At 65.6% G+C, this 26,052-nt stretch carries 25 protein-coding genes and 1 pseudogene; 16 read left to right on the top strand and 10 right to left on the bottom strand.

What is annotated here, in order from left to right; genetic code table 11:
* Positions 1-118: 118 nt before the first annotated feature.
* The gene (locus H8F24_RS00775) at positions 119-907 is read right to left on the bottom strand and encodes a photosystem II S4 domain protein (protein ID WP_370594778.1); all 789 of its coding nucleotides are present in this window, start codon (positions 905-907) and stop codon (positions 119-121) included.
* Positions 908-950: 43 nt separating this feature from the next.
* Entirely contained in the window at positions 951-1,454 is a 504-nt protein-coding gene (locus tag H8F24_RS00770) for a hypothetical protein (protein ID WP_197170579.1), read from the bottom strand.
* Between the two features lie 125 nt (positions 1,455-1,579).
* Between H8F24_RS00770 and serA the strand changes: the two genes are divergently transcribed.
* From serA to H8F24_RS00750, 4 genes are all read left to right on the top strand, one after another.
* A complete protein-coding gene (gene serA / locus H8F24_RS00765; RefSeq protein ID WP_197156769.1) occupies positions 1,580-3,166 on the top strand; it encodes a phosphoglycerate dehydrogenase in 1,587 nt (528 codons plus the stop codon).
* A 56-nt stretch (positions 3,167-3,222) separates the two neighbouring features.
* Positions 3,223-4,164: a 50S ribosomal protein L11 methyltransferase gene (prmA, locus tag H8F24_RS00760; RefSeq protein ID WP_197170578.1), complete on the top strand. Its 942-nt coding sequence runs from the start codon at positions 3,223-3,225 to the stop codon at positions 4,162-4,164.
* A gap of 157 nt (positions 4,165-4,321) precedes the next feature.
* Complete coding sequence (locus H8F24_RS00755) at positions 4,322-4,621, top strand: ferredoxin (protein ID WP_197156767.1); 300 nt, start codon at positions 4,322-4,324, stop codon at positions 4,619-4,621.
* A 203-nt stretch (positions 4,622-4,824) separates the two neighbouring features.
* Positions 4,825-5,247, top strand: a complete 423-nt coding sequence (locus H8F24_RS00750) for a hypothetical protein (RefSeq protein WP_197156766.1) — start codon at positions 4,825-4,827, stop codon at positions 5,245-5,247.
* Between the two features lie 120 nt (positions 5,248-5,367).
* Here the strand turns inward: H8F24_RS00750 and psbV are convergent, their stop codons facing one another.
* Both psbV and rnz read right to left on the bottom strand, forming a co-directional pair.
* A complete protein-coding gene (gene psbV / locus H8F24_RS00745) occupies positions 5,368-5,880 on the bottom strand; it encodes a photosystem II cytochrome c-550 (protein ID WP_197158883.1) in 513 nt (170 codons plus the stop codon).
* 207 nt (positions 5,881-6,087) lie between these two features.
* Positions 6,088-7,020, bottom strand: a pseudogene (gene rnz / locus H8F24_RS00740) (ribonuclease Z); the annotation flags it as partial.
* Between the two features lie 171 nt (positions 7,021-7,191).
* On the opposite strand from rnz, the gene H8F24_RS00735 reads away from it, so the two are divergent.
* Together H8F24_RS00735 and H8F24_RS00730 are read left to right on the top strand one after the other, a co-directional pair.
* Positions 7,192-8,529, top strand: a complete 1,338-nt coding sequence (locus tag H8F24_RS00735) for a SpoIID/LytB domain-containing protein (RefSeq protein WP_231598003.1) — start codon at positions 7,192-7,194, stop codon at positions 8,527-8,529.
* Positions 8,504-9,292 carry a glucosamine-6-phosphate deaminase gene (locus H8F24_RS00730; protein WP_370594840.1) on the top strand — a complete coding sequence of 263 codons (789 nt, stop codon included), beginning with the start codon at positions 8,504-8,506 and terminating at the stop codon, positions 9,290-9,292. Before H8F24_RS00735 ends, H8F24_RS00730 begins: the two co-directional genes overlap by 26 nt.
* A 2-nt stretch (positions 9,293-9,294) precedes the next feature.
* Here H8F24_RS00730 and H8F24_RS00725 read toward each other — a convergent pair whose 3' ends face one another.
* Both H8F24_RS00725 and truB read right to left on the bottom strand, forming a co-directional pair.
* On the bottom strand, positions 9,295-10,143 hold the full coding sequence (locus H8F24_RS00725) for a YebC/PmpR family DNA-binding transcriptional regulator (RefSeq protein WP_197170575.1): 849 nt from the start codon (positions 10,141-10,143) through the stop codon (positions 9,295-9,297).
* Between the two features lie 49 nt (positions 10,144-10,192).
* Entirely contained in the window at positions 10,193-11,092 is a 900-nt protein-coding gene (gene truB, locus H8F24_RS00720; protein ID WP_197170574.1) for a tRNA pseudouridine(55) synthase TruB, read from the bottom strand.
* Positions 11,093-11,204: 112 nt separating this feature from the next.
* Between truB and H8F24_RS00715 the strand changes: the two genes are divergently transcribed.
* Together H8F24_RS00715 and H8F24_RS00710 are read left to right on the top strand one after the other, a co-directional pair.
* On the top strand, positions 11,205-11,984 hold the full coding sequence (locus H8F24_RS00715) for a queuosine precursor transporter (RefSeq protein ID WP_197170573.1): 780 nt from the start codon (positions 11,205-11,207) through the stop codon (positions 11,982-11,984).
* A 54-nt stretch (positions 11,985-12,038) separates the two neighbouring features.
* On the top strand, positions 12,039-12,842 hold the full coding sequence (locus H8F24_RS00710; RefSeq protein WP_197156759.1) for a bifunctional 2-polyprenyl-6-hydroxyphenol methylase/3-demethylubiquinol 3-O-methyltransferase UbiG: 804 nt from the start codon (positions 12,039-12,041) through the stop codon (positions 12,840-12,842).
* Between the two features lie 111 nt (positions 12,843-12,953).
* Here the strand turns inward: H8F24_RS00710 and rpmA are convergent, their stop codons facing one another.
* Positions 12,954-13,217 carry a 50S ribosomal protein L27 gene (gene rpmA, locus H8F24_RS00705; protein WP_197156758.1) on the bottom strand — a complete coding sequence of 88 codons (264 nt, stop codon included), beginning with the start codon at positions 13,215-13,217 and terminating at the stop codon, positions 12,954-12,956.
* 80 nt (positions 13,218-13,297) lie between these two features.
* On the bottom strand, positions 13,298-13,663 hold the full coding sequence (gene rplU, locus H8F24_RS00700; RefSeq protein WP_197170572.1) for a 50S ribosomal protein L21: 366 nt from the start codon (positions 13,661-13,663) through the stop codon (positions 13,298-13,300).
* 183 nt (positions 13,664-13,846) lie between these two features.
* Here rplU and H8F24_RS00695 point away from each other — a divergent pair, with 183 nt between their 5' ends.
* From H8F24_RS00695 to kaiC, 3 genes are all read left to right on the top strand, one after another.
* Positions 13,847-14,740, top strand: a complete 894-nt coding sequence (locus H8F24_RS00695) for a circadian clock protein KaiA (protein WP_197170571.1) — start codon at positions 13,847-13,849, stop codon at positions 14,738-14,740.
* A complete protein-coding gene (kaiB, locus tag H8F24_RS00690; protein WP_231598002.1) occupies positions 14,737-15,132 on the top strand; it encodes a circadian clock protein KaiB in 396 nt (131 codons plus the stop codon). Before H8F24_RS00695 ends, kaiB begins: the two co-directional genes overlap by 4 nt.
* 170 nt (positions 15,133-15,302) lie before the next feature.
* A complete protein-coding gene (kaiC, locus tag H8F24_RS00685) occupies positions 15,303-16,811 on the top strand; it encodes a circadian clock protein KaiC (RefSeq protein ID WP_231598001.1) in 1,509 nt (502 codons plus the stop codon).
* Between the two features lie 59 nt (positions 16,812-16,870).
* On the opposite strand, the gene nblS is transcribed toward kaiC, so the two are convergent.
* Positions 16,871-18,907: a two-component system sensor histidine kinase NblS gene (gene nblS, locus H8F24_RS00680; RefSeq protein WP_231598000.1), complete on the bottom strand. Its 2,037-nt coding sequence runs from the start codon at positions 18,905-18,907 to the stop codon at positions 16,871-16,873.
* Between the two features lie 11 nt (positions 18,908-18,918).
* Positions 18,919-20,253: a phosphoribosylamine--glycine ligase gene (gene purD / locus H8F24_RS00675; protein WP_197170570.1), complete on the bottom strand. Its 1,335-nt coding sequence runs from the start codon at positions 20,251-20,253 to the stop codon at positions 18,919-18,921.
* 96 nt (positions 20,254-20,349) lie between these two features.
* On the opposite strand from purD, the gene H8F24_RS00670 reads away from it, so the two are divergent.
* The 5 genes from H8F24_RS00670 (at position 20,350) to fabZ (ending at position 26,051) form a co-directional block, all read left to right on the top strand.
* Entirely contained in the window at positions 20,350-21,501 is a 1,152-nt protein-coding gene (locus tag H8F24_RS00670) for a hypothetical protein (RefSeq protein WP_197170569.1), read from the top strand.
* Complete coding sequence (purC, locus tag H8F24_RS00665; RefSeq protein WP_197156745.1) at positions 21,498-22,262, top strand: phosphoribosylaminoimidazolesuccinocarboxamide synthase; 765 nt, start codon at positions 21,498-21,500, stop codon at positions 22,260-22,262. The genes H8F24_RS00670 and purC overlap by 4 nt, the downstream gene beginning before the upstream one ends.
* An 81-nt stretch (positions 22,263-22,343) precedes the next feature.
* On the top strand, positions 22,344-24,710 hold the full coding sequence (locus H8F24_RS00660) for a BamA/TamA family outer membrane protein (protein WP_197170568.1): 2,367 nt from the start codon (positions 22,344-22,346) through the stop codon (positions 24,708-24,710).
* Positions 24,710-25,564: a UDP-3-O-acyl-N-acetylglucosamine deacetylase gene (lpxC, locus tag H8F24_RS00655; protein WP_197170567.1), complete on the top strand. Its 855-nt coding sequence runs from the start codon at positions 24,710-24,712 to the stop codon at positions 25,562-25,564. The genes H8F24_RS00660 and lpxC overlap by 1 nt, the downstream gene beginning before the upstream one ends.
* On the top strand, positions 25,554-26,051 hold the full coding sequence (gene fabZ / locus H8F24_RS00650) for a 3-hydroxyacyl-ACP dehydratase FabZ (RefSeq protein WP_370594657.1): 498 nt from the start codon (positions 25,554-25,556) through the stop codon (positions 26,049-26,051). Before lpxC ends, fabZ begins: the two co-directional genes overlap by 11 nt.
* Position 26,052: the final 1 nt, after the last annotated feature.

The raw sequence follows: 26,052 nt of genomic DNA, 5'->3' as shown, positions 1-26,052 counted from the left end.
CAGCCGGCAGTACTGGGCCCTGACGCGCAACACCCTTGATGCGCATCGCCTGTGCAGCTGTCTTCACGCAGAGCTGCTCTTCACCTGGAACGATCGCCGTGGCGAGCCACCAATGGGCTCAGCGGCGCAGCAGCCCGATCCGGATCCGACCCCTCTGGGTGGGGCTGGCCGCCTGGATCTCCAGCTCACCGCGGCTGTGCCACTGCACCCGATCCCCTCGCGCCAGCTCCTTGCTGGGGCTGCTCACCGGTTGCCAGTTGAGCCGCACCAGTCCCTGGCGGATCGCGTCGGCCATGCGGTTGCGGGAGACCCCGAACCCGGCCGAACCCACGGCATCAAGCCGCATCGACGCCTCCACCACGCTGATCTGGCGCGGCTGGCGTCGGGTCGGCAATTGCAGGGTGTTGAGGGGCCGGGCCTCGAAACGCACCGCCACCGTGCGCACCAGCCCCTGCTGCTCATGCAGCCTTTCGGCTGCGGCCGCAGTGACCACCGCTTGCCCCCCCCGGTCGCCGCGCAACCAGAGATCGCCGCGCTCCTGGTCCTCCAGGCCGGCGGCCTGCAGGCCGGCCTGGAGGTCGTCGATCGAGGCGGGATCGAACAGAAAGTTGCCGCTGATCTCCAGGCCGGCCAGGCCCGCCGGCAGATTGTTGATCGGCTGCACCGCCTCGCGGCGCTGCAGCAGCAACCGCCGCCGCTCTGCCCCCGCGAAGCCGCCCCAGCTCTGGAGATCCAGGTCGGCCAGTTCGCCGAGGCGCTGCTCGGCCTCTTCCCGGACCGGTGCGGCCACGATGGCGCTCCAGACCGGCTCCCAGGTGCGCAGGGCCTGCTCGGCGGCATCGATCAGGGGGTTCAGCGCCTCGGGATAACGGCTGCCCTCGAGCAGGGCCTTGCGGGGCAACACCATGGCGGTTCGATGGATCAGTTGTGAGAACGCGCTGTCGAGGGGTTCAGGAGTTGTCCTCCAGCTGAATCACGGCCATCGGCTTGGCCTGTTGCACCACGCTCCAGGGGAGTTCCTGGGCTCCGCGGGTTTCGGCCAGCAGCAGCCAGTGGCCCTCGCCCACCCGGTTGCGCAGGGTGCGGATCCGGTCGTCGTCGTCGGAGGCCACGCTGGCAGCGGCGGCGAAGCTGCCCATCCAGCCCGAAATCAGACCCAGCAGGCCGCCGATCAGGTGATTGCCCCAGCTACCGGCGAAGGCGAAGGTGTCGAGATCCGCCACGAAGGTGAAGGTGAAGCCCGCGAAGAAGCCGAACGGCAGCAGCCAGCGGACCATCGACCGCTGACGCCGCCGCCGGGTGGTTGCCGGATCCAGCCGTTCCACCCCCGCCAGATCCGCTTCCCCATCACCGATCGCCAGCAGCAGCACCGGAGGCGCTGACAGGGCCGCCAGCCGATCCCGCAGCTGATGCAGCCGCTTGCGGTCGTTGAGCACCACCACACATGTCGCCATGCCGTCTCTCCCCGCCACTGGCGGCGACGCGTTACCGGTCTGATTCTCCCTGCTCACTACACTGCACCGCCGGCCACGGCATCGCGCTTCTCGCCACCGCGGGCCTCCCTTTCGCACGCCGGGTGATGACAAAGGTTCTGGTTTCCGATCCCATCGATCAGGCGGGGATCGACATCCTCTCCCAGGTGGCTCAGGTGGATGTGCGCACGGGCCTGTCGCCGGAGGAGCTGCAGCAGGTCATCGGCGACTACGACGCCCTGATGATCCGTTCGGGCACCACGGTCACCGCGGAGGTGATCGCGGCAGCCGACAAGCTGCGGATCATCGGTCGGGCCGGCGTGGGCGTCGACAACGTCGATGTGCCGGCCGCCACCAAGCGCGGCGTGCTGGTGGTGAACTCACCGGAGGGGAACACGATCGCGGCGGCCGAACAGGCCCTGGCCCTGCTGCTGTCGCTCTCGCGTCATGTGCCCCATGCCCACGCCAGCACCATGGCCGGCGGCTGGGACCGCAAGAAGTACGTGGGCAACGAGCTCTACAAGAAGACGCTCGGCGTGGTGGGACTCGGCAAGATCGGTTCCCATGTGGCCCGGGTGGCGCGGGCGATGGGCATGGAGGTGGTGGCCTACGACCCATTTGTGTCGGCCGAACGGGCCCAGCAGATGCAGGTGAAGCTGCTGCCTCTGCCCCAGCTGTTTGCGGAGGCCGACTACATCACCCTCCACCTGCCCCGCACGCCGGATACCGAAAACCTGGTGAATGCGGAGCTGCTGCGCACGATGAAACCCACGGCCCGACTGGTCAACTGCGCCCGCGGCGGCATCGTCGATGAGGCCGCCCTGGCGGAGGCGGTGGAGCAGGGGGTGATCGCCGGCGCCGCTCTGGATGTGTACGCCAAGGAGCCCCTCGTGGCCGATTCCCCGTTGCGGGGGGTGAAGGAACGGCTGATCCTCACGCCCCACCTGGGGGCGTCCACCGAGGAGGCGCAGGAAAACGTGGCCATCGACGTGGCCGAGCAGATCCGTGATGTGTTGCTGGGCCTGCCGGCCCGCAGCGCCGTCAACATCCCGGGCCTCAATGCTGAGGTGATGGAGCAGCTCAAGCCCCACCTGCAGCTGGCCGAAACCCTGGGTCAGCTGATCAGCCAGCTGGCCGGCGGCCAGATCAGCGAGCTGGAAGTGCGGCTGCAGGGCGACTTTGCGGCCCATCCGGCCCAGCCCCTGGTGGTGGCGGCGCTCAAGGGGGTGCTGTCCACCGCCCTGGGCGACAGCATCAACTACGTCAATGCCAGCCTCGAGGCCAAGGCCCGTGGCATCCACGTGCTGGAGGTGAAGGACGATGGCAGCCGCGACTTCGCCGGGGGGTCCCTGCAGCTGGTGTCGCGCAGTTCCAGTGGCAATCACTGTGTGACCGGTGCCGTGTTCGCCGATGGCGAACTGCGGGTGGTCACCATCGACGAATTCCCGGTGAACGTGGCTCCCAGCCACCACATGCTGTTCACCCGCCACCGGGACATGCCGGGCATCATTGGCCAGCTGGGATCGCTGCTGGGCGAGCACAACGTCAACATCGCCTCGATGCAGGTGGGCCGCCGCATCGTGCGTGGCGATGCCGTGATGGTGCTCAGCCTCGACGATCCGATCCCTCCCAGCCTGCTGGCGACGATTCACACGATCAACGGCGTCCAGGAGGCCTATCCGGTCACCCTCTGAGGGCCTGGGGGCGCCGCTGAAGGAGGCTGGCGGGTGCAAGGCGGTTCCGTGACCCGATGACTCTCACCTGGTGGCGCCTGGAGATGGATGCTCCAGCCGAACTGGAGGAATCGCTCCTCTGGAAGCTCCAGACCCTCGGGGTGGGACGGGTGGCGATCCAGTCCCATCCCGACACGCCTGAGCAGCATCGGCTTGTGGCCTGGTTGCCGGAGATCGACTGGCCGGCGCCGCAGCGCGCTGAGCTGGAGCGGGCCCTGGCCGCCCTGGGTGAACCGTTTGATCTGGCCCTTCCTCCGCTCGATTGGCACCGCCAGGATGAGGAGGACTGGGGCCTGAGCTGGAAGCAGCACTGGCAGGCCGATCCGATCGGGGAGCGGCTGCTGATCCTGCCGGCCTGGCTGGAGGTGCCGCCGGAGTTTGGGCAGCGTCTGGTGATCAGGATTGATCCGGGCAGTGCCTTCGGCACCGGCAGTCACCCCACCACCCGCCTCTGCCTTGAGGCGATGGAACGCCTGGCGATGCAGGATCCAGGGGCCGGATCTCTGGCGGGCTGGCGGGTCGCCGACCTTGGCTGCGGCAGCGGCATCCTCGGTTTCGGTGCCCTGCGGCTCGGAGCTGCCGCTCTAGCTGCCAGCGACACCGATCCGCTGGCGGTGCGGGCCACAGCGGAGAACGCGGCGCTCAACGGCCTCCCCCTGGCTCCAGGCGGCGTGGTGCGGGTGGCGGAGGGCTCCGTGGAAGCCCTTGAGGCGTTGCTGGAGGGTGTGCCGGCCAATCTGCTGCTCTGCAACATCCTGGCGCCGGTGATCGAGGCGCTCTGTCCTGCGTTCGATCGCCTGCTGGCGGCCGATGGGGTGGGCCTGCTCAGCGGCCTGCTGGTGGAGCAGGTGCCGGCTCTGGAGGACGCTCTGGCCGGGGCCGGCTGGCAGGCCGAGCTCACGGCCAGCCAGAGCCAGTGGGGGCTGCTCACCATCCGCCGGCGACCGGATGTTGCATAAGGCACGCTGATCTGTGACCTGCCTTTGATTGGCCTTCCCACGCCGCCCAATCCAAATCACCGGGAATCAGCGGCGGCGGATGTATGAATGGGCTGTCCTACAGGCCGGGTCGTTCCGTTGCGGATGACCATGTCTCCTGTCAGCTCCAACCCCATTCATGGCTTCCTACAAGGTCACCCTCATCAACGAGAGCGAGGGCCTCAACAAGACCATCGAGGTTCCTGACGACCAGTACATCCTCGATGCAGCCGAAGAGCAGGGTGTTGATCTCCCCTACTCCTGCCGCGCCGGCGCCTGCTCCACCTGCGCAGGCAAGCTGACCTCCGGCACCGTGGACCAGTCTGATCAGAGCTTCCTCGACGACGACCAGATCGAAGCTGGCTTCGTGCTGACCTGTGTGGCTTACCCCACCAGCGACTGCACCATCAAGACCCACTCCGAAGAAGAGCTCTACTGAGCTTTCTCTGCGGGGCCTCCGTCAGGTTCCTGCTCCATGTCGGACAAGCAGCCCTCCAACGGCACTGCTGCCGCCAAAGGGCTGTTCACATCTAGCTAGTGGCTCGAGATCAGTTGTGATCTGTCTGGTTTCCAGGCCTCTTGCTTCTGAGTTCTCGGGTTCCCGTTCTGTTCTCTCCTGCCACCTTTCGGGGTGGCTTTTTGATGTCCCAGCAGGTTCATGTCCTTCTGGATCCCGGCACTGAGCACGGCAGTCCAGGCGGACAGTACAGCTTCCGGGTCCTCGGCCCCTGCTGCCGTCTGTTCGATCGCGAAGAGCTGCCATGGCCCTGCTGCCGCCTGGCCTGGCGCAGCAAGGAGCCCAGTTGGCGGCGGATCGGCCGCCGTTTCGTGGCCGATCTGGCGGCGAGGCGCTGCCCGTCCTATGTGGTGGAATTGCTGCAGCCGGGATCCCGTCCCACCCGCACCGTGATCACGCTGTTTCCCCAGCGGCTGGCCCCTGCCCTCCAGGAGTGGTGGTACAGCAAACTTTCAACCTCCTGGGATGCGGCCAACCATCAACCGCCAGTCCCACCGCCAACGCCTCCTCCACTGCAACAGCAACAGCAACAACCAGCGGGGGCATAGTTGCTCCTCCTGGGGAATGGTTCGGGCGATGGCATGGTTCAAAAAAATTGCCCCGATCGCAGTTGCGGTCGGGGCAGATGATGATGTTGCTCTGAAGTCCGGAGACTCTTCTCGCAATCTTCAGAAGTAGATCTTGCCGCCGCCCCACTGAATGCCCTGAACTTTCGGGGCCACCAGGATGTAACCGGCGATCAGGCGAAGGTCTTCATCATCCAGGTCACGCATCTTCACGAAAACGTCACTGCTGCGCAGGCTGGGGTGCACGTCGGAAATGCTGTATTCGCCGTCATAGGAGGTGGGATCCTTCATGTAGTCGACCAATGCATCGACCGAGTCGCGGGGAGGTGTGGCCAAGGCCAGCGTTTCGGGATCCAGGCCCACATTCTGGTTGGTCTTGGTGATGCCGCCGGCATGGCAGGTGCCGCAGGAATCGTTGAACAGTTTGCGGCCGGTCTTGATGTCCCGTTCGCTGAAGGTCACGGTGCTGCCATCTGCCGATACCGGTACGGTGAGCGTGTCGGCATCCCACTGGGCGGCAAGCGCGGGGCCACCGAAGCAGACCAGCAGCGCCAGGGGCAGGACCAGCGCGGTCCGGACAAGGGCGCGTAGGGCTGAGGAGAGGAGAGGGGCCATGGAGAAAGCCGGCGAAATGGCGGGTGTCACCGCACCTGAGACCTTGTATCACGGGGGAAGGGTTCCCCGGCAGGGAATCAAGAACTGTTGCAGGTTTTACCCCTGCAGCGGTGCTGTTGAACGGCTGCTTTTGTGGGTTTTGGCCTGCTTCGCGGCCCCTGTCTGCTGGGGTTGGTCGTTGCTGTCTGCGGCAGGTTCGGGTGCTGCGACGTCGAGGGTGAGGAAGTCTCTGGCGATCACCGTCTCCGGGAAGATCGCCCGTGCTTCGGCCAGCAGGTCATCGGGCGTCATCGGGTTGCCGGGCATGTAGCGCGGGCTCAGGTGGGTGAGCGCCAGACGCTTCACGCCGGCTGCCAGGGCCGTCTGGGCCGCCATGGTGCTGGTGGAATGCTGCCTGGCGAAGGCGAGATCGGCCTCCCCGTGCGAAAAGGTCGACTCATGAATCAGAAGGTCGGCGCCCCTGGCCAGCTCCACGGCCGCTTCGCTGAACACGGTGTCGGTGCAATAGACCACGCTGCAGCCCGGCCGCTCCGGTCCACACAGGCTGGCGCCGTCGATGTGTTCACCGTTCTCGAGCCGGATGCTCCGGCCGGCCTTCAGTTCGGCATAGATCGGACCCGGTGGGATGCCGAGGGCCCGGGCCTTCTCCACGTCGAAGCGCCCCGGCCGCGGCTTCTGATCGACGCGATAGGCGTAGGCCGGTACCCGGTGGGTCAGGGGCGTGCAGCGCACGCAGAGGTCGTCGTCGTCCAGCAGCACAGCGCCGCTCTGGGCCGCTTCGCGCACCCGGTGGGTGCGGAGCGGGTAGCCGATCCGGGTGGAGGAGGTGCGCAGCACCCCTTCGAGGTAGTCGCGCAGGGGATCGGGACCGTAGAGGTCCACCCCGCTGCAGCTGCCGGCCAGACCCAGGCTGGCCAGCAGGCCCGGCAATCCGAAGACGTGATCGCCGTGCATGTGGGTGATGAAGATCCGGCTCAGCTGCGACACCCGCAGCTCACTGCGCAGGAACTGATGCTGCGTCGCTTCGCCGCAGTCGAACAGCCACAGCTCGCTGCGCTGCGGCAGCCGCAGGGCCACGGCCGACACATTGCGCGCGCGCGTGGGCACACCGGAACTGGTTCCCAGAAATGTGACCTGCACGGCACCCAGCCTTTGATCTGGATGCTGCCACGTCGCCGCTGGGTCGGCCGGTTCCACAGCCGCCGCCTGGCCCCTTCCCTGCGGACTCCGCACAATGGGCCCGTCTTCCTAGCGCTGCCCACGCCGATGTGGTCGAAACCGCCCCTGAGGATCCTGGCGCCGCTGTCCCTGTTGACCGCCGCCTGTCCTGTGGTTGCTCTCCCCCTGGTGGCACTGGTGCCCCCGGTGGCTGTTCAGGCCCGAACGGCTGAGCCGCAGCTGCGGATCCTGTTGAAGGAGGGATCCAGTCTTGAGATCGCTGCCTCTGTCGCTCCTTTGCGTATCGCCGATGTCCGTGGCCGCGAGCTGCTGCAACTGAAGCCCGGCACTGGCCTGCGTCTCAGCGCCACCGCCACGGCGCTGCGGACGGAATCCCTCACAGCGCGCTCTCCCCAGCCCCCCCGCACGCTGCCTCTGTCTGAGCTCTGGATTGAGCCGCTCCCCACGGCCGGCGGGGCAGGCGGTCCGTCCGGATCGGACGTTGATGGCGCATTCCTGCTGCAGAGCAAGCCCTACCGGGGTCGTCTGCGCCTGCTCAGTCGCGGCTCGCGGCTGCAGGCGATCAATGTGATCGGCATCGAGAGTTATCTGCCCAGCGTGGTGGGGAGTGAGATGCCGGCCAGCTGGCCGTTGGAGGCCCTGCGTGCCCAGGCGGTGGCGGCTCGCACCTATGCCTTGCAGCAACGCCGCCCCAAGGACCCCTTCGACCTCAAGGCCACCGTCGCCAGTCAGGTGTACAAGGGCGTGGAGGCGGAAACCTCGTCCACCCGCGAGGCTGTGGCCAGCACCCGGTCTCAGGTTCTGCTGCATGGCAATAACCTGATCACCGCCGTGTTCCACAGCAGCAGCGGCGGAGCCACCGAGAACAGCGGTGATCTCTGGCGCCAGCAGCTCCCCTACCTGGTGAGCGTGCCGGACTTCGACGACAGCAGCCCGGTGAGCCACTGGCAGCTCCGTCTCGAACAGGAGCAGTTGCGCAAGGCCTTTCCCGAGACCCGTGGCGTCAACCGCATTGAAGTGGTCTCCACCACCAGCTCCGGCCGGGTCCGCCAGGCGCGGATCACGGGGCCGAGTGGCAGCTTGCTCGTGAGCGGTGCCGATCTGCGCAGCCGGCTCGGATTGCGCAGCACCATGGTGCGGTTTGAGCTGCTGCAGCCGGAGATTGCGGCCCTGCCGGTGGCCCCACCACCCTCTCCGGTGGCCTTCTCCTCCCCACAGGGGTCCGATGGAAACGGTTCTCCGGTGGACTCAGCCAGTGGCAATCCAGCTGGTCCGCGCATGATTCCGGTGATGCCGGCCCTGCCGTTGCAGGTTCCCCAGCCCGCCATCCTGGCGATCGGACGTGGCTTCGGCCACGGTGTGGGGATGAGTCAGTGGGGGGCCTTGGGCATGGCCCGCCAGGGCAGCAGTTATGACCAGATCCTGAGGCATTACTACCGGGGTGCTGAGCTTCGGCCCTTCCCCCAGTGAGCGGGTGACGACGTTCCAGCTTGTGGCCCAGCGCGATGCCGCAGCGGTGGCTGATTGGGTGAGCAAGGCCGTTCTGGACGATCGTCTTCAGTCGCAAGTCGGCGGGTCAAGGCCCCTCGGTCTGGCCACCGGTCGCACGATGGAGCCGATCTATGCCCGCCTGGTCGAGCGCGTGGCTGGCCAGCCACCAGTCGATCAGGCGCGGCTTCGCAGGGGCTGGCTCAGCTTCAACCTCGATGAGTATGTGGGCCTGGCCGCGGCCGATCCCCGTTCCTTCATGGCGGAGATGGCCCGCCATCTGGTCGGCCCTCTCGGTCTGGAGGTCGGTGCGGTGCGGCTTCCTGATGGCACGGCGCCCGATCCCCAGGCGGAAGCCCAGCGCTATGCCGCCGCGGTTGCAGCTGCCGGGGGGATCGGTCTGCAGCTTCTGGGGCTGGGCCTCAATGGCCATGTGGGCTTCAACGAACCTCCCTGCAGCCCGGAGTCCCGCTGCCGATGTCTGCACCTGAGCGCGGCGACACGCCTGCAGAATGCCGCCGCGTTCGGTGGCGATGCGACCGCGGTGCCGACCCGGGCGATCACCCTCGGGCTGGTGCAGATCCTGGCCGCCCGTCGCCTCGTGCTGGTGGTCACCGGCGCGGCCAAAGCCGCCGTGCTCCGTCGGCTGCTCCAGGAGCCCGCCTCGGCCCAGCTGCCGGCCAGTTGGTTGCGTCGTCATCCCGATTGCACCCTGGTGGTCGACCAGGCGGCCCTCGATGGTTGAACTCAGGCTGCGATGGCCTCCAGGAGGTCGGCGTCGGCCTCAAGGTTCGCGGTGACACTGCGCACGTCGTCGAGCTCCTCAAGCGCGTCGAGCATGCGCAGACAGGCGCGCAGCTGTTCCGGGTCGTCGAGGTGGCAGCTGGTCTGGGGAATCCAGCGGTGTTCCCAGCTGAGCACCGGCAGGCCGAGCTGCCCCAGACCGTCCTGCAGGGCCTCGAGATCCGCAAAGTCTCCGAACACCTCGGCAGCACCAGCCTCGATCTCGTAGCCGCTCACTGCCGGTCCGCCGCTCTCTTCCAGCATCAGCAACCGATCGAGCAGGCTCTCCTCATCCAGGCTGGCGGGGCTGCTGGCCGCTTGGCCCGCCCCCGCGGTGGCCGCTCGCTTCGACTCCCGGCTGCTGCTGCTGCTCACGGTCGACTCGAGGCGCACGACAGCCCGCTGCTCGAACAGGTAGCCCACACAGCCTGTCTCCCCCAGGTTGCCACCATGTTTGCCGAAGGCCAGCCGCACGTCGGCGGCGGTGCGGTTGCGGTTGTCGGTGAAGGCCTCGATAAGAACGGCAACGCCGCCGGGGCCGTAGCCCTCGTAGCGCACCGTTTCGAACTGGTCGCCCTCGCCACTCAGCTGACCGGAGCCCTTGAGGATGGCCCGATCGATGTTGTTGTTAGGCACTCCCGCCGCCTTGGCCTTCTCGATGGCGGTGCGCAGCTGGAAATTTCCGGCCGGATCGGCGCCGCCCCTGGCCGCCACCATGATCTCGCGGCCCAGGCGGGTGAACACCGCCCCGCGCTTGGCATCCACCACAGCCTTGCTGCGCTTGATCTGGGCCCATTTGCTGTGGCCGGCCATCGATCAGAAGGGGAAACGGAAGGGGGAAACGGCCAAGACTGGGCGGGGCTCAACCAGCGGCATCGAACACCAGCTTCGGTTGCAGCAGACCCTGCCCATCGGCCCTGGCCATGCCGGCCAGATTGCCATCCGGGCTGAGCACCGCCACGGCCCGCCCGCCTGGATGGTCTTCGGCGGCGGCAAAGGCCCGGCCGCAGCGCCAGCCTGGCCAGGCTGCCGGATCGAGCCGCTGCTGCGGCAGGTGCGTCAGGGCCGCCAGCGGATCGAGCAGTTTGGGCAATGCCTCTGCTTCCAGCTGCTCCAGGTTCACCGCCTGCCGGAGGTCGAACCCAAGAGCAGCGGTGCGGCGTAACTGGGCCAGGCAGCCCCCACAGCCCAGGGCCTCGCCCAGATCGCGGGCCAGGGCGCGGATGTAGGTACCGGCGCCACAGGTCACCGCCAGCTCCAGACGGCTGCTGCCGGGGTCCCAGCCGAGCAGGTCCAGCTGCTCGATCCGCACCGGTCGGGCCGCCAGATCAAGCGTCTCGCCGCCTCGCACCCGCGCATAGGCCCGCTGTCCCTCCACGTGCACCGCCGAGACCTGGGGAGGCCGCTGCTGAATCGCTCCCCGGAAGGGCGCCAGGGCCGCCTCCAGATCGGCTGTTTCGAGGGGCGGAACCGACGCTTGGCTGATCACCGCGCCGTCCAGGTCATCGCTGCTGGTGCGCAGGCCCAGCTGCACAATGCCGCGGTAGGTCTTGTCGCCCTCCAGATAGGGGAGCAGCCGGGTGGCCGCCCCCAGGGCGAGCGGCAGCACCCCTGTCACGGCCGGATCCAGGGTGCCGCCATGGCCCACCCGCCGCAGGCCGTAGGCGCGCCGCACCCTGGCGACGCAGCCGTGGGAGGTGAGCCCGGCGGGCTTGTCAAGCACCAGGAAGCCGCAGGGGTCGCTGGGCGGGGCAGCTGGCATGGGCGGACGACGGGAGTATGGGTGCCGCCAGGGACTGTGACAGTCCCGTTGTCAGCGCCGGCGCGGCGGCTGGTCCTCCCTTCAACCTGGGACGGTTGTCGCCTCGCCCTCCGTGACCCTGCAGCAGCGCCGCGATCTCGTGTTTCTGGTGCTGGCGGGCCTCTTCCTGGGCACCATGGGGATGCTCAACATCCTGGGGCTGACCCGCTTCCTCACCCTGGGATCGATCGGCTCCTGGCCGATCGTGGTGGCGGTGGGGGCCCTGCCCTACCCGGTCACCTTCCTCTGCACCGATCTGATCAGCGAGATCTGGGGGGAGCAGAAGGCCAGCCAGCTGGTCTGGGTGGGGTTGCTGCTGAACGGCTGGATCGTGCTGATCCTCTGGCTGGGGGGCGTGCTGCCGGGGCTCGATGGCTGGGGTGGTGCCGCCGGCGTGCCCGGTGCCGGCAGCGGTCTTGGGGTCGGGGCTGGCAGCACGGAGCTGCCTGTGTTCTATGAGATGCGCCGGCTCGCCTTCGGGGCGGTGGGGGCCTCGATGGTGGCCTACCTGGCCGCCCAGTTCACCGACGTGCGCCTGTTCCATTTCTGGAAGCGCTTCAGCGGTGGCCGTGCCCTGTGGCTGCGCAACAACGGCTCCACCCTGGTGAGCCAGCTGGTGGACACTACGGCGGTGGTGCTGATCAGCCACTACGCCAACCATGTGCTCCCGGTGCAGGAGGCGGAGCCAGTGCTGCCGCAGCTGGCCAGTTTCATCGCCAGCGGTTACCTGTTCAAAGTGGTGGCTGCCCTGGCCGACACCCTGCCCTTCTACGGGCTGGTGGCCGTGCTGCGCCGTTGGCTGGAGGTGCCCGGTCCCGGGGCTGAGTTGGGGCAGGAGCAGTTTCCGGCCTGAGCCCTGCGGCTTCCCTCACCCCTAAGTTGGCGGCCGCTGTCCGTTCCCCTGCCGATGCCTGCCGCCGATCCGGTCGCTGATCCTGCCCTCCGAAGCGCGACGGAACCGCTCCTGTCGGGTCTGGGGCTGGAGGTGTTCCTGGCCAGCGGTTTCGATCTGCGCAGCCAGCTGGCTGCCTTCCTGGCGATCCAGCCTGAGGAGCTGGAGGCGCGGATGCCGCGCAGCACCGATGCGCTGGCGGCACTGCATCCGGGTGGGTTCAGCCCGGAGCGGGCCAGTGCCTTCTACGAAGACACGGTGGGAGATGGGCATCTCCTGGAGCTGGCCGCCTGGCACCTGGGCAGCGCCGATTACATCGCCGACACCCTGCGCCTGCAGCAGCGTTTTGCCCGCGGCCAGGTGCTGGATTTCGGCGGCGGCATCGGCACGCACGCTCTGGCGGCGGCGGCCCTGCCGGCGGTGGATCGGGTGTGTGTCGTGGACCTCAATCCCCGCAACCGGGCTTTCGTGCAGTGGCGGGCCGAGCGCATGGGGCTGGCGGATCGCCTGCTCTGCTGCCGCGATCTGGAGGATTCACGTCTGCCGCCACAGTTCGACACCATCGTCTGTCTGGACGTGCTGGAGCACCTGCCTGACCCGGCGGGCCAGCTGGACTGCTTTGCCGCCAGGATGAGTCCTGAGGCGATTGCCCTGCTGAACTGGTATTTCTTCCGCGGCTTTGACGGCGAATATCCCTTCCATTTCGATGACCCCGCCCTGGTGGAGGCCTTCTTCCGGCGTCTGCAGGGCCGCTTCCTCGAGGTGTTCCACCCCTACCTGATCACGACCCGCGCCTATCGATTGCTGCCGGCAGCATGAGGTGCTGGTGCGGCTCGTCCGGCGCCACCCACAAAAAAAGCCGGCGACATCGCGCCGGCCATGAGAAAGCCCGGCCATGGACGCCGGTCTTGGTCTGGGTTGACCAGGCCTTCAGGCGACAGCCACGTTGATGCGTTTGCGGTTGCGCAGTCCACGCTTGATGCTGTCGAAGCTCACCACTCCATCCACCAGGGAGAAGAGGGTGTCGTCGGAGCCGCGACCGACATTGACGCCAGGCAGGACCGAGGTGCCCCGCTGGCGGATCAGGATCGAACCGGCACTCACGGCTTCACCGCCGTAGGCCTTGACTCCAAGGCGCTTGGAATTGGAATCGCGGCCGTTCCGTGTGGAACCTGTGCCTTTCTTGTGGGCCATGGGGGGTCAGGGAATAAGGAGGGATAGATGGTGGAACGCGGATCGCCACTTCACGGAGCCTCGCGATCGGCGTGCGGCATTCAGGAGATCGGCTTACCGGCCAGGTTGATGGACTGGACCATCACACGGGTAAGCTCCTGCCGGTGACCGTTCTTGCGGCGGGTCTTTTTCTTGGGACGCATCTTGTACACGATCAGTTTCGGACCGCGGCGATGCTCCATCACCTTCAGTTCGACAGTGGCACCGGTCACATAGGGCTGACCCAGGGTGGTGGCGTTGCCGTCATGAACCAGAAGCACAGTCTCGAGGGTCACGCTGCTGTCCACTTCGGCCGCCAGGCGGTCCAGGTCCACGTAGCGGTTGGGTTGCAGCCAGAATTGCTGACCACTGGCTTCGACGATCGCGTAGGGAGCCGCCGCCGCAGCAGGGTTGTCGGTCTTGGTCATGGGCTCAGGGACGTGGCCAGGCTGGCGTTAAGCCATTGGGAGCCTGAGCGCACGGGATTTGGATAAGAAAGAGTGATCCTCACAGTTCGGCCCACCCGCCGTCAAGATATGGCCGTGCAACCATGCGGTTGCCCGCACCTGACCCTCACGGTGGTCCACCGGAGGCTGCCTGTTCCGCGCCCGATGCCCAAGCCGGCCCTCACGGTTGCTTCCCTGGTTCGCGACGAGCAGCTCGCCCAGGCCTCTGCCCAGATGCTGCGGGATGGTCGTTACGAGCTTGTGCCGATCCCACCGGAGGCGGATGTGATCGCCAAACTCGATCGCCACCTTGAAGACTTCGATGTGGTCCTGGTGGACCAGACGGAGACCACTTCTGAGCTGCTCCAAAGCTTGGCCAAGCAGGGATTGTTGCTGCCGGCCGTGGTGATCGGACGGGGTGGAGGCCAGTGTCAATACCATGAAGCGGAGGTGCACCTCCAGCCCGATCAGCTTGAGCAGCTCAAGTACAGCATTGATGCAGCTGTGTCGCGCTTTCTCAGGCAAGGCCTGCTTCACGGCTCCAGTCAGTCCGTTGACAGTGAGGCTCCGACTCCTGAGGCATGGAAACTGGCTAATCGTCTCAAGGATCGGCTTGGCTATCTTGGCGTTTTCTACAAGCGGGATGCAGCCCGCTTCCTGCGCAATCTGCCCAAGCAGGAAGCTCAGAAGTTGTTGCAATCATTGCAGCGCACCTATCGCGACCTTCTGCTCAGTTATTTCCGGGACCCAGCCGCCGCCAATCAGGCTCTGGAGAACTTCGTGAATACAGCCTTCTTCAGTGATCTTTCCATCACCAAAGTTGTTGAAATTCATACAAGTCTCATTGATGGGCTCTGGAAGAAGGTACGGTTGGAGGGCCGTGATGATGATTTCCTGCAGGACTACCGCATTGCCCTTTTAGATGTGATGGCGCATCTATGCGAAATGTACCGCCGCTCCCTTCCTCCCGACACCGCCCTCGCTCAGGGGTCCAAACCTCTTGTCGAGTCCAGTGAGATCCACGCCAGTCAGTCCTTGACGATCGAGAGTTCTGAATGACGCTTCCCCGCAAGACCTACATCCTGAAGCTCTATGTGGCCGGGAACACCCCCAGCTCCATACGGGCCTTGAGGACGCTCCGCAACATTCTTGAAACGGAGTTCAAGGGCGTCTATGCCCTCAAAGTCATTGACGTACTCAAGAGTCCTCAATTGGCCGAGGAGGATAAAATTCTGGCCACTCCCACCCTTTCGAAGATTCTGCCACCGCCGGTGCGCCGCATCATCGGGGATCTGTCCGATCGAGAGCGAGTGCTGATCGGCCTTGATCTGCTCTATGAGGAGCTCTCCGAAGAAGGGCTTTCGGATCTCGACCCCAGACTCTTTGGGGAGTGGCAGGTTGAGAACGACAGCTCGGGACAGGGCATGATTGTTGAGGGTGAGTCCCTTTGAGCCTTCCTGAGGAGCAGGCTCTGCGTTGATCGTTTCTGGACGGATCGGCGTCAACCCTGTCAACCCCACATCTCTTTACGTCCCAAGGGCCCACAAGCTCCTTCGCGGCCTAGCCTCTCCACAAGGTCTTCCCGTCAATGCAGGATTTGAATCGACCCAGTCACAGTCAGATGCAGGTTCAGAAGCTCCCGACTGCGATTGAGGGACTGGATGACATCTGCCATGGGGGTCTGCCGATCGGTCGTTCCACGCTGATCAGTGGCACCTCTGGAACGGGGAAGACTGTGCTGTCGCTGAGTTTTCTCTACAACGGCATCCATCAGTTCAACGAGCCTGGCATCTTCGTGACCTTCGAAGAATCGCCACTCGATATCCTGCGAAATGCCTCGAGTTTTGGCTGGAATATGCAGGAATTAGTTGAACAAGATAAGCTTTTTATATTGGACGCTTCTCCTGACCCAGATGGTCAAGATGTAGCTGGCTCTTTTGATCTTTCTGGATTGATCGAGCGAATTAACTATGCGATTCGCAAGTATAAGGCGCGGCGAGTGGCGATCGATTCGATCACGTCGGTTTTTCAGCAGTACGATGCCTTGTCCGTGGTGCGTCGTGAGATTTTTCGCCTGATTGCTCGCCTGAAAGAAATTGGCGTCACGACTGTGATGACATCCGAGCGGATCGATGAATATGGTCCGATCGCTCGCTATGGCGTCGAAGAGTTCGTTTCGGATAATGTCATCATTCTCCGAAATGTGCTCGAAGGGGAGCGCCGCCGCCGCACCTTGGAGGTGCTCAAATTACGCGGCACCACCCATATGAAGGGTGAATTTCCATTCACGATGGGTAGAAATGGCATGAGTATCTTCCCCTTGGGTGCGATGCGATTGACCCAGCGTTCCTCCAATGTGCGTGTTAGTTCCGGCGTGCCTCGGCTGGACGAGATGTGCGGTGGTGGATTCTTCAAGGATTCGATCATTCTCGCTACCGGTGCTACCGGCACGGGCAAGACTCTTCTGGTGAGCAAGTTCGTTGAAGATGGCTGCCGCAGCAAGGAGCGCGCCATCTTGTTTGCCTATGAGGAGTCAAGGGCTCAGCTGCTGCGCAACGCGACCAGCTGGGGAATTGACTTTGAGCAGATGGAGCAGGACGGACTGCTCAAGATCATCTGTGCCTATCCCGAGTCCACCGGTCTGGAGGATCATCTCCAGATCATCAAGACAGAAATCAGTCAGTTCAAGCCTTCACGCATGGCGATTGATTCGCTTTCAGCCTTGGCCAGGGGAGTGAGTCATAACGCGTTTCGTCAGTTTGTGATCGGCATCACCGGTTTTGCCAAGCAAGAGGAGATCACCGGCTTCTTCACGAATACCTCAGAGGAATTCATGGGTAGCCACTCGATCACCGACTCGCATATCTCCACAATCACGGATACGATTCTGCTTCTGCAGTATGTCGAGATTCGTGGCGAAATGGCCCGCGCTCTCAACGTGTTCAAGATGCGTGGCTCGTGGCACGACAAGGGCATCCGTGAGTTTGTGATCACGGGCCAGGGCCCTGAGATCAAGGATTCCTTCTCGAACTTTGAGCGGATCATTTCCGGTGTGCCGCATCGCATCACCAACGATGAACGCAGTGAGCTGGCCCGTATCGTGCGCGGTGTGACTACTGACGATCTCTGAAGACCGTCATGATCGCAGTTGCCAGACTGCACAGGCCAGATCAATGTGAATGGGCTGTCTTAGCTGTTCGACGTGAGAACAGCCTGGCCGGCGAGACTGTCATTCAGGAGCGAGCGGCGTTCACCGGCCACCCTGAGTTCGTCGTCGTCAGAGTGCTCTAGAGGCAGATCAAACCAGAAAGTGGTGCCGGTCCCCATCTCGCTCGCCATGTGAATACGGCTGCCGTGCTTGTCGATGATGCCGCGGACGATCGAGAGCCCCAGGCCGGTGCCGGCTTCGGTGTGGACCGCGTTTTCCACCCGAAAGAACCGGTCGAAGATTCGGTCCTGATCCGCTTCTGAGATTCCGCAGCCCGTATCAGCGATCTCGATCCGCAACCGCGGCAATGGGGAGGTGAGCGTGCAACGGGGATGCTCCTCTTCGCCAGGTTCGCCGGGTTCGATCTGGCAGAGATCGGGCCAGGGGTAGGCTCGGATCATCAGGCCGCCTCCCTTGGGCGTGAACTTGAGGGCATTGCCCACCAGATTGTCGAGCACCTGCAGCAGCAGGTCCCAGTTCCCCAGCACCCTTGGCAGGGTTGGATCGCTCTCGAAGGCCAGATTAACCCCCTTATCTTCGGCGTTCAGGCGGTAGGTGCGCAGGGTCTGCTCGATCGCCGGCGGCAGTTCCAGCGGCTCCAGGGTCCAGACCCGCTCGGATTCGAGCCGGGAGAGATCAAGCACATCGTTCACCAATCGGGTCAGCCGATCGGTCTCGTCGTTGGCGATGCCCAGGAATTCGCGCTTCTCGGCTTCACTCAACTGATCGCCGAGATCGTGGAGGGTTTCCACGTAGCTCTTGATGTTGAACAGGGGCGTGCGCAGTTCGTGCGAGACGTTGCTGATGAAGCGGCTCTGGGCCGCGTTGAGTTCCACCTCGCGGGTGAGATCCTGAATCGTTACGGCGATGCCCTTGAGGCTCTCACCGCTGGCATCCCGCACCGATTGCAACACGATCCGCAGGGTGCGCGGTGGCTCGCCGAAGCTGCAGCGAACATCGGTGCTGTCGCGCTGGTTGCCGATCAGGCTTTCGAGCGGGGCGTGCAGTTCAACCGCCAACCGCTCCGGCAGCTCCCGCTCCAGGTCGTTGCCCTCCAGGCTGCGCCCTTCCCAGCGGAACAGACGCCGGGCCGTGGGGTTGGCCAGCACGATCCGGCCTTCGGCATCGAGAAGCACCGCCCCATCGGCCATGGTGGCGATCAGCGACTGCTGCTTCACCTGGGCCGCGGTGAGCTCTTCGATGTTGGCGGCTTTGTAGGCCTCCAGCTGGGACGCCATGGTGTTGAAGCCATTCAGCAATTCACCCAGTTCGCCACCCACCGGCAGCGCAATACGGGCCTCAAAGGTGCCACTGGCAATCAGACGCACGCCTCGGAGCAGTTCCTTCACCGGCTGGGTGATCGTGAGGGCGTTGAACACGGCACCGAGGATCACCAGCACCCAGATCGAGATGAACACCGCCACGGTCACCTCCCGGGTCAGGGCGGCGCTGGCCAGCAGGGTTTCGTTGGGGTTGATGCCCAGAGCCAGCACTCCTAGATACCGGCCGTCGTTCACCATCGGCACGAACACGTCGGTGACCCGACCGTCGGGGGTGAGGTGCTGGCGGACCAGGGGATTGTCCGGACGGCGCTGGATATCGGCGGGCAGCTCCAGGCGGCGGGTCAGCAGTTGGTCGCCGTTGCCGCTGCCGTTGCCGATCGGAATGCCGAGGTAGATCACTCCTTCGGGATCGGCGAAGAGGATGTAGCGCAGGCTGCGGCTGGAGCGCCAGAAGCGTTCCGACACCTGCGCCAGTTCCCGGTCGTTGCCCTCGGCCACCAGAGGTGTCACATTGGCCGAGAGCAGCAGGCCCAGGTCACGGGCATAGCGGGTGTCGCTCATGCGGGCATCACGCTGGATGCCGTTGAGGGCGAGGAAGGTGATGCCTGTCATCAGCAGGCTCACCACCAGGGTGGCCACCGCCAGCAGCTTGGTCTGCAGACTGAACTCGGCCCACCAGCGGGCCAGGCGTTGCTGCCAGGAGTGAGGACTGGTGTTCGGCAAGGAGCTGGGCATCGATTCCGCCATCAGCGCTGCCGGACCTGATGACCGATGTCGCGGCGGAAGGTCATGCCCTCAAAGTGCACCTGGGCGAGTCCGTCATAGGCCAGCTCGAAGGCGGTGTCGAAGTCGTCGGCCTGGGCCACCATGGCCAGCACCCGGCCGCCACTGGTGCGGCAGAGGCCGTCCGCATCGCGGCGGCTGCCGGCATGGAACAGCTGCCGGTGCGGATCCGCGGCGGGCCGACCCTCAATCGGATCGCCCTGGCGCACCGTGCCCGGATAGCCCCCGGCGGCAGCAATCACGCAGGCACTGCAGTGCGGCGCGATCGTGAGGCTGGGGGCTGCCTCCAGGCAGCCTTCGGCGCAGGCCAGAAGCACCGCCGCCAGTTCCGGACCCAGCAGGGGCATCAGGGTTTCGCACTCCGGGTCGCCGAAGCGGCAGTTGTATTCGATCACGCTCGGCCCCTCCGCTGTCAGCATCAGCCCGGCGTAGATGACGCCCCGGTAGTTGATGCCACGCTGGCGCAGGGCCGCCAGGGTGGGCTCCAGCACCTGGTGGCGAACCGCCTCCAGAGCGGCGGCATCGAGCAGGGGGGCCGGCGCATAGGCGCCCATGCCGCCGGTGTTGGGCCCGGTGTCCCCGTCACCGATGCGTTTGTGGTCCTGGGCAGGGGGGAGCAACACCATCCTCTCGCCGTCACAGAGGGCAAAGACCGAAACCTCCGGGCCGCTCATCCGCTCCTCCAGCACCAGGCAGGTGCCCGCCTCGCCGAAGCGTCCGGCAAAGGCCTCCTCGATCGCGGCGCGGGTCTCGGCCACGCTTTCGGCCACCGTCACCCCCTTCCCCGCGGCCAGGCCATCGGCCTTGACCACCAGGGGACGGTTCTGCTGCTCCAGAACCAACAGGGCCTCAGCGGCACTGGTGGCGCTCCAGTGGCCAGCGGTGGGGATGCCGGCCTCCTGCATCAGGGTCTTGGCCCAGCGCTTGCTGGCCTCCAGCAGGGCGCCATCGGCGCCGGGGCCGAACACCGCCAGCCCGGCGCCGCGCAGCCGATCCGCCAGCCCCGCAGCCAGGGGAGCCTCAGGCCCCACGACCACCAGCTCGACCGCGTGCTTCGCGCAGGCTTGCAGCAGGCCTTCATGGTCGGTCTCGGCCACCGCCAGTTGACGGCAGCCCTCCAGCTCGGCGGTGCCGCCGTTGCCGGGGCTCACCCATACGGCCTCCACCCCGGCACAGCGGGCCAGGGCCCAGCCGAGGGCGTTCTCGCGGCCGCCGCCGCCCACCACCAGGATCCGCCGGGGCGTCCTGCCTGCCGCGGTGGGTGCAGTGGGGGAGGGCGGCGCGGCCGGGTCGAGCATGGCGAGGGGAGCGGGTTGGGGGCAGTGCCCTTAGGTTGTGAGCCAGTCTTGGCCGCGACGGCCGTCTCCATCAACATGCCGGCTGGCCGGTCGCCATTGTCCAGCCTGATCGGGCTCTGCCTGGCCGGCGCCTGCCTGGGGATCAGCAGGGCTGCTGCGGCAGACGCCATCCCCCCGGCCAGTGCTGCTTCCCGGGGCTTGGCTCCAGCGGTCATTCCAGTCAATCCGTCTGCGGTCAGTCCTGCCAGCCCGCCCGCTGCCAGCGCGCCGGCCGCCAGCCCTGCCGCTGCTGCCACCCCGGGGGTGCCTCCCCAGCCCTACCCGCCCGAGGTCTTTGCCTTGCTGCTGGAGAAGGGCAGCCTCGAGCAGATCGAGCAGGCCTGTCTCACCCTGCTGGATCTGGGGGACGATGCGCGGGTGCGCCAGCTTCACACCCGCTTGATGACCCTCCATCCGGCGCCTCAGCCCCTGGCGGTGGTGCTGGCCAACGCCCATGTGCTGATCAGCTGCCGGGCCCCCCAGCAGGCTTTGGCGGTGCTGGATCGCTTCGGACCCGCTGCCGGTGGCGAACGGCAGCAGTGGCTCCTGCTGCAGTGGCGCGCCGCCAACGCTGGCCTGGATCACCGCCGCGCCGCCGAGGCCCTCTGGCGGCTGGCGGCCGGTGATGCGGCTCGCCTCGAGGCCGTGCTGCTGCCGGTGAAACAGGCCGCGGACGGCACCACCACCACCCGCGTGGCTCTGGATCAGCTGGCCGAGCACTACATCGCCCAGGGACGTCGCCGCCAGGCCGCCGAGGTGCTGCTGGCCTCGCGGGTGCCTGGCGTTGCCACCGCGTCGCGGCTGCAACAGGCCGCTGCCCTGCTCGAGACCCTTCCCCTGGCGGAGCGGGACAGTTTGTACGAGCGGGCCCTGGAGCAGGCGGCGGCGGCGGGGGCCTGGGGGCTGGTGACCCAGCTGCTCGATGATCAGGCCAGGCTTCAGGCAGAGCCGGGTGGCGATCCCAGCCGTGCGATTGAACGGCGGCTGCGCCTCAGTGGCCGCATCGACGACGCCTATGGCGAATGGCTCCTGCGCCGCCAGGATCCCGCCGCCAGCGACCGCAGCCGCCAGCTGGAGCGCCAGCTGCGTTCCCCTCGCGATCCGGGAGGGCACCAGCCGACGACCACCTCTCCAGCCGCAGCAGTCCAGCCGAATCCTGTCCCGGCGACCGGGCAGGATCCGGCTGAGCCCGCTGTTCCCCAGCCATGACTGCCTACTCCCTCGGGGCCCTGTTGCACGAAGGCAAGGCCAAACGGGTGTTTGCCACCGACCAGGCCGATCTGGTCGCGGTCGAGTTCAAGGACGACGCCACGGCGTTCAACGCCCAGAAAAAAGCCTCCCTGCAGGGCAAGGGCTCGCTCAACTGCCGCATCTCGGCCCTGATCTTCGAGCGGCTGGACGCGGCCGGGATTCCGACCCACTACCGCGGCGTGGGTGAAGACCGCTGGATGCTGGTGCGGCCGGTTGATGTGATCCCGCTGGAAGTGGTGCTCCGCAACCTGGCCGCCGGTTCGCTGTGCCGGCAGATGCCGATCGCGGCTGGCACGCCGTTGCAACCGGCCCTGCTGGATCTCTATTACAAGGACGATGCCCTGGGTGATCCCTTGCTCACCGAAGCCCGGCTGGAACGGCTGGAGTTGGTGACTCCCGAGCAGCGCCGGGCGATCGAAGCTCTGGCCCGTCGCATCAACGACGTCCTGTTGACCTTGTTCCTCGAGGCAGATCTGCAGTTGGTGGATTTCAAGATCGAGCTGGGCCTGGCGGCCGATGGAACCCTGCTGCTGGCCGACGAGATCAGTCCGGATACCTGCCGCCTCTGGGACCTCCGCGCCGGTGGTGAGGACCCCAGTGATGAGCGGATCCTCGACAAGGATCGCTTCCGCCGCGACCTCGGTGGCGTGATCGAGGCCTACGGGGAGGTCCTCAAACGGGTCCAAGGGGTCTGTCCTTCACCGCGCTTCTACCGGTAAGGTCAGCCCAATTTGCGGCCTGGCCGCTCCGTACCCGACACCATGGCAGGCCTGCCTGGCATTACCGCCACCCTCCCCCTGATGGCGCTCGCCCTGGCGGTTCCTGCCGGTGTGCTCGCAGGGGAGCGTCCTCCCGCTGAGGTGAAGGAGGCCGGTCGCATCGCTCAGGTGGCGCCTGCCCAGGAGGAACAGGTGCCTGCCGCCACGACCTCTGAGGAGGACCGGCCGCAGTCCTCCGATACCCCTGAAGGGTCCACAACACCCACTGAACGTTCGGCCGAGACCCCAGAGGATGGCTCCGAAACCCCAGAGGGTGGAGGGGGCTTCCCGATTCCCGCCGACGCCCTTCCCGCCGATGCGGTTCCCATGCCCGCCGACGGAGCTGCTCCTGGGTTTCCGCAGGGCACCACCGCGGCTCCTGCCGATCCCAGTGAGCCACGCGTGTTGATCAGCGAGGTGGTGATTGAGGGCCTTGAAAACCATCCCGAGCGCGAACGGCTCGAACTTGCCGCCTATGCGGCCATGGCCACCACCCCAGGCAGCCGAGTCACCCGCAGCGAGCTCCAGACCGATCTGTCCGCCATCTATGCCAGTGGCTGGTTCTCGGATGTGCGGATCCAGCCCGTGGATGGCCCGCTGGGGGTGAGGGTGGTGGTGCTGGTCACCGCCAACCCGGTGCTGGAGAAAGTAACCATCGAACCCAGCACGGCCAAGTTGCCGGCGGAGGTGGTTCAGGACACCTTCGCGGCTGATTACGGCAAGACCCTCAACCTCAACACCCTGCAGGGCCGCATGCAGGACCTGCAGAAGTGGTATGCCGATCAGGGTTACTCCCTGGCCCGCATCACCGGCCCCGGTCGGGTGAGTCCCGAGGGGGTGGTGGAGCTGATGGTGCGCGAGGGAAGTGTCGGTGGGGTGGAGGTGCAGTTCCTCAACAAGGAGGGCTCCGCCACCAACGACAAGGGTGAACCGATCCGCGGCAAGACCAAGCCCTGGGTGGTCACCCGGGAGATCTCCCTCAAGCAGGGGGATGTCTTCAACCGCCGCAATCTTGAAGATGACATCAAGCGCATCTATGCCACTGGCCTGTTCAGTGATGTCAAGGTGACCCTCAAGCCGGTGCCGGCTGAGCCGGGGGAGGTGGTGATCGTGCTTGGCATTGTCGAGCAGTCGACAGGTTCCCTCTCGGGCGGCCTGGGCTACAGCCAGAGCCAGGGGGTGTTCGGCCAGATCCAGGTGCAGGACTCCAACCTGTTCGGCCGTGCCTGGGATCTGGCCTTCAACTTCACCTATGGCCAGTTCGGTGGACTTGCTGACATCTCGTTCACCGATCCCTGGATCAAGGGTGACAAATACCGAACGGCTTTCCGCGGGCGGCTGTTCATCAGCCGGGATGTGCCGCAGGTGTTCCAGAGTCAGAACAACGGCAATATCTTTAGCGTGCGTGATTTCTATGAGGCTCCCGGCACGAAGGTGGCCTACAATATCGATTCGAGGAAGAACCCTCAGGGGAAGACGTTCGATTCAGTTAACGACGCTGAAAATGCCGATCCGAGAACCAGCTGGTTCGACTACTCCGGCAACACCGTCCTGATCCAGCGGATCGGTGGAAATCTCCAGGTGATTCGTCCGCTTAATGGAGGCAACCCCTTCAAGCGAGCTCCCTGGAGTGTCGTGCTTGGTCTCAATATCCAGCAGGTCTCGCCGATCAACTTCTCAGGCGATTCGCGTGTGTTTGGTGTGGCCCAGCAATCGTTGCAGAACAACAATAGCAAGGCTCCAACCGACGATATTATCTGCCTCTCTTACAATTGTGCCAACCAGAATCAGTTGGTTGGGGTCCGCGTGGCTGCCACGATGAATAACCTCAATGATCCCCGTAATCCCACTTCGGGGAATTTTCTCAGCCTGGCCAGTGAACAGTTTTTCTCGGTGGGTCCCGATTCCCCCACCTTCAATCGGGTGCGGGCCAGCTACACCCACTTCATCCCCGTCAACTGGCTGAAGTTGTATAAGGGCTGCCGCCCCAAGGCCGGTGAAACCGCCGATTGCAAGCAGGCTCTCGCCTTCCAGTTCAGTGCCGGCACTAACATTGGTCAGCTACCTCCCTACGAAGCTTTCTGTGTTGGTGGCTCCAACTCGGTGCGGGGCTACTACGACTGTGATCTGGGCGTGGGCCGCAGCTTCGGTGAGGCCACGATCGAATACCGCTTCCCGATCTTCAGCATTATCAGTGGCGAGCTGTTTGTCGATGGCGGCACCACCTTCGGCAGTCAGGCCAATGTGCCGGGCAACCCCGGCGGCCTGCTCAGTAAACCCGGCAGCGGCTTCTCGGTCGGTACGGGCCTGATCGTCACCACGCCGGTGGGGCCGCTCCGTCTGGAGGTGGCCAGCCAGGATTTCACCGGCGATTGGCGCTTCAACCTGGGTGTGGGCTGGAAGTTCTGATGGGGATCTGGCCTTCCGATTACGACCATGGCTGGACCCTGGCCAGCAGCATCGAGCGCTCCGGTGTTGGTCTTCACAGTGGTGCTGAGGGCCGTGTGCGACTGCGGCCTTCGGAGCAGCCCGGTTACCGGGTTGGCTGGCTTCAGCATCCGGCGCGACCCAGCCTGGCGCTGCATCCTTCCCAGGTGTGTGAGACGCAGCTGTGCACGGCCCTGCGCCTGAACAGCGAGCGACTCGCCACCGTGGAACACCTCCTGGCAGCCCTGGCTGGAACAGGAATCACTCAGGCTGAAATCCTGGTGGATGGTGAGGAGATCCCCGTGCTGGATGGTTCCGCCATGCCTTGGGTGGAGGCGATCGCCGAGGCGGGGCTTGCCCCAGTCGCGGTCCCGACCTGGGCTCCCGCGCCCCGTGAGCCGATCACCCTGCAGCAGGGCAGTGGGTTTGCGGTGGCCCTGCCGGCCGAACGCCTGCATGTGGGTGCCGCCATCGAGTTCCCCCAGGCGGCCATCGGTCGCCAGGTGTTCTCCGTGGCGCTCACACCAGAGGTGTTCGTGCGCGAGGTCGCTCCAGCGCGCACCTTCGGCTTCCGTGATCAGGTGGACCAGCTGCGCGCCGCCGGCCTGATCCGTGGTGGTGATCTCGACAACGCCCTGGTCTGCGATGGCGACACGTGGCTCAACCCGCCGCTGCGCTTCGTCGACGAGCCTGTGCGCCATAAGCTCCTGGATCTGCTGGGGGATCTGGCCCTGGCGGGACTCCCCCGCGCCCAGGTGTTTGCTTACCGCGGCTCCCACGGTCTGCACACGGCCCTCGCTGCCGCCCTCGCCAGGGCGGTTTCCGTTGCCGCCTGATCCATCCTCACGCCCGCTGCTCCTTCCCTCCTTGTCCGCTCTCGCCTCCACGTCCGTTGTGCTCGGCAGCGAGCAGATCCAGGGTCTGCTGCCGCACCGCTATCCCTTTGCCCTGGTGGATCGCGTCATCGAGCACGAACCCGGCCGACGAGCCGTGGCGATCAAGAACGTCACGATCAATGAGCCCCAGTTTCAAGGCCACTTCCCCGGGCGCCCGCTGATGCCCGGGGTGCTGATCGTGGAGGCCATGGCCCAGGTGGGTGGCCTGATCGTCACCCAGATGCCGGATCTGCCCAAGGGGCTGTTTGTGTTCGCGGGCATTGATGGTGTGCGCTTCCGCAGGCCTGTGGTTCCCGGCGATCAGCTGCGCATCACCTGCGAACTGCTGGCCCTGAAGCGCAAGCGTTTCGGCAAGGTGCGCGCTGAGGCCACGGTCGATGGTGAACTTGTCTGTTCCGGTGAACTGATGTTCTCCTTGGTGGACTGAT

Source organism: Synechococcus sp. CBW1002 (assembly GCF_015840915.1).
Taxonomy (GTDB): domain Bacteria; phylum Cyanobacteriota; class Cyanobacteriia; order PCC-6307; family Cyanobiaceae; genus CBW1002.
The sequence above is the reverse complement of the archived record's forward strand: the minus strand, read 5'-3'. Positions and strand labels throughout refer to the sequence as shown.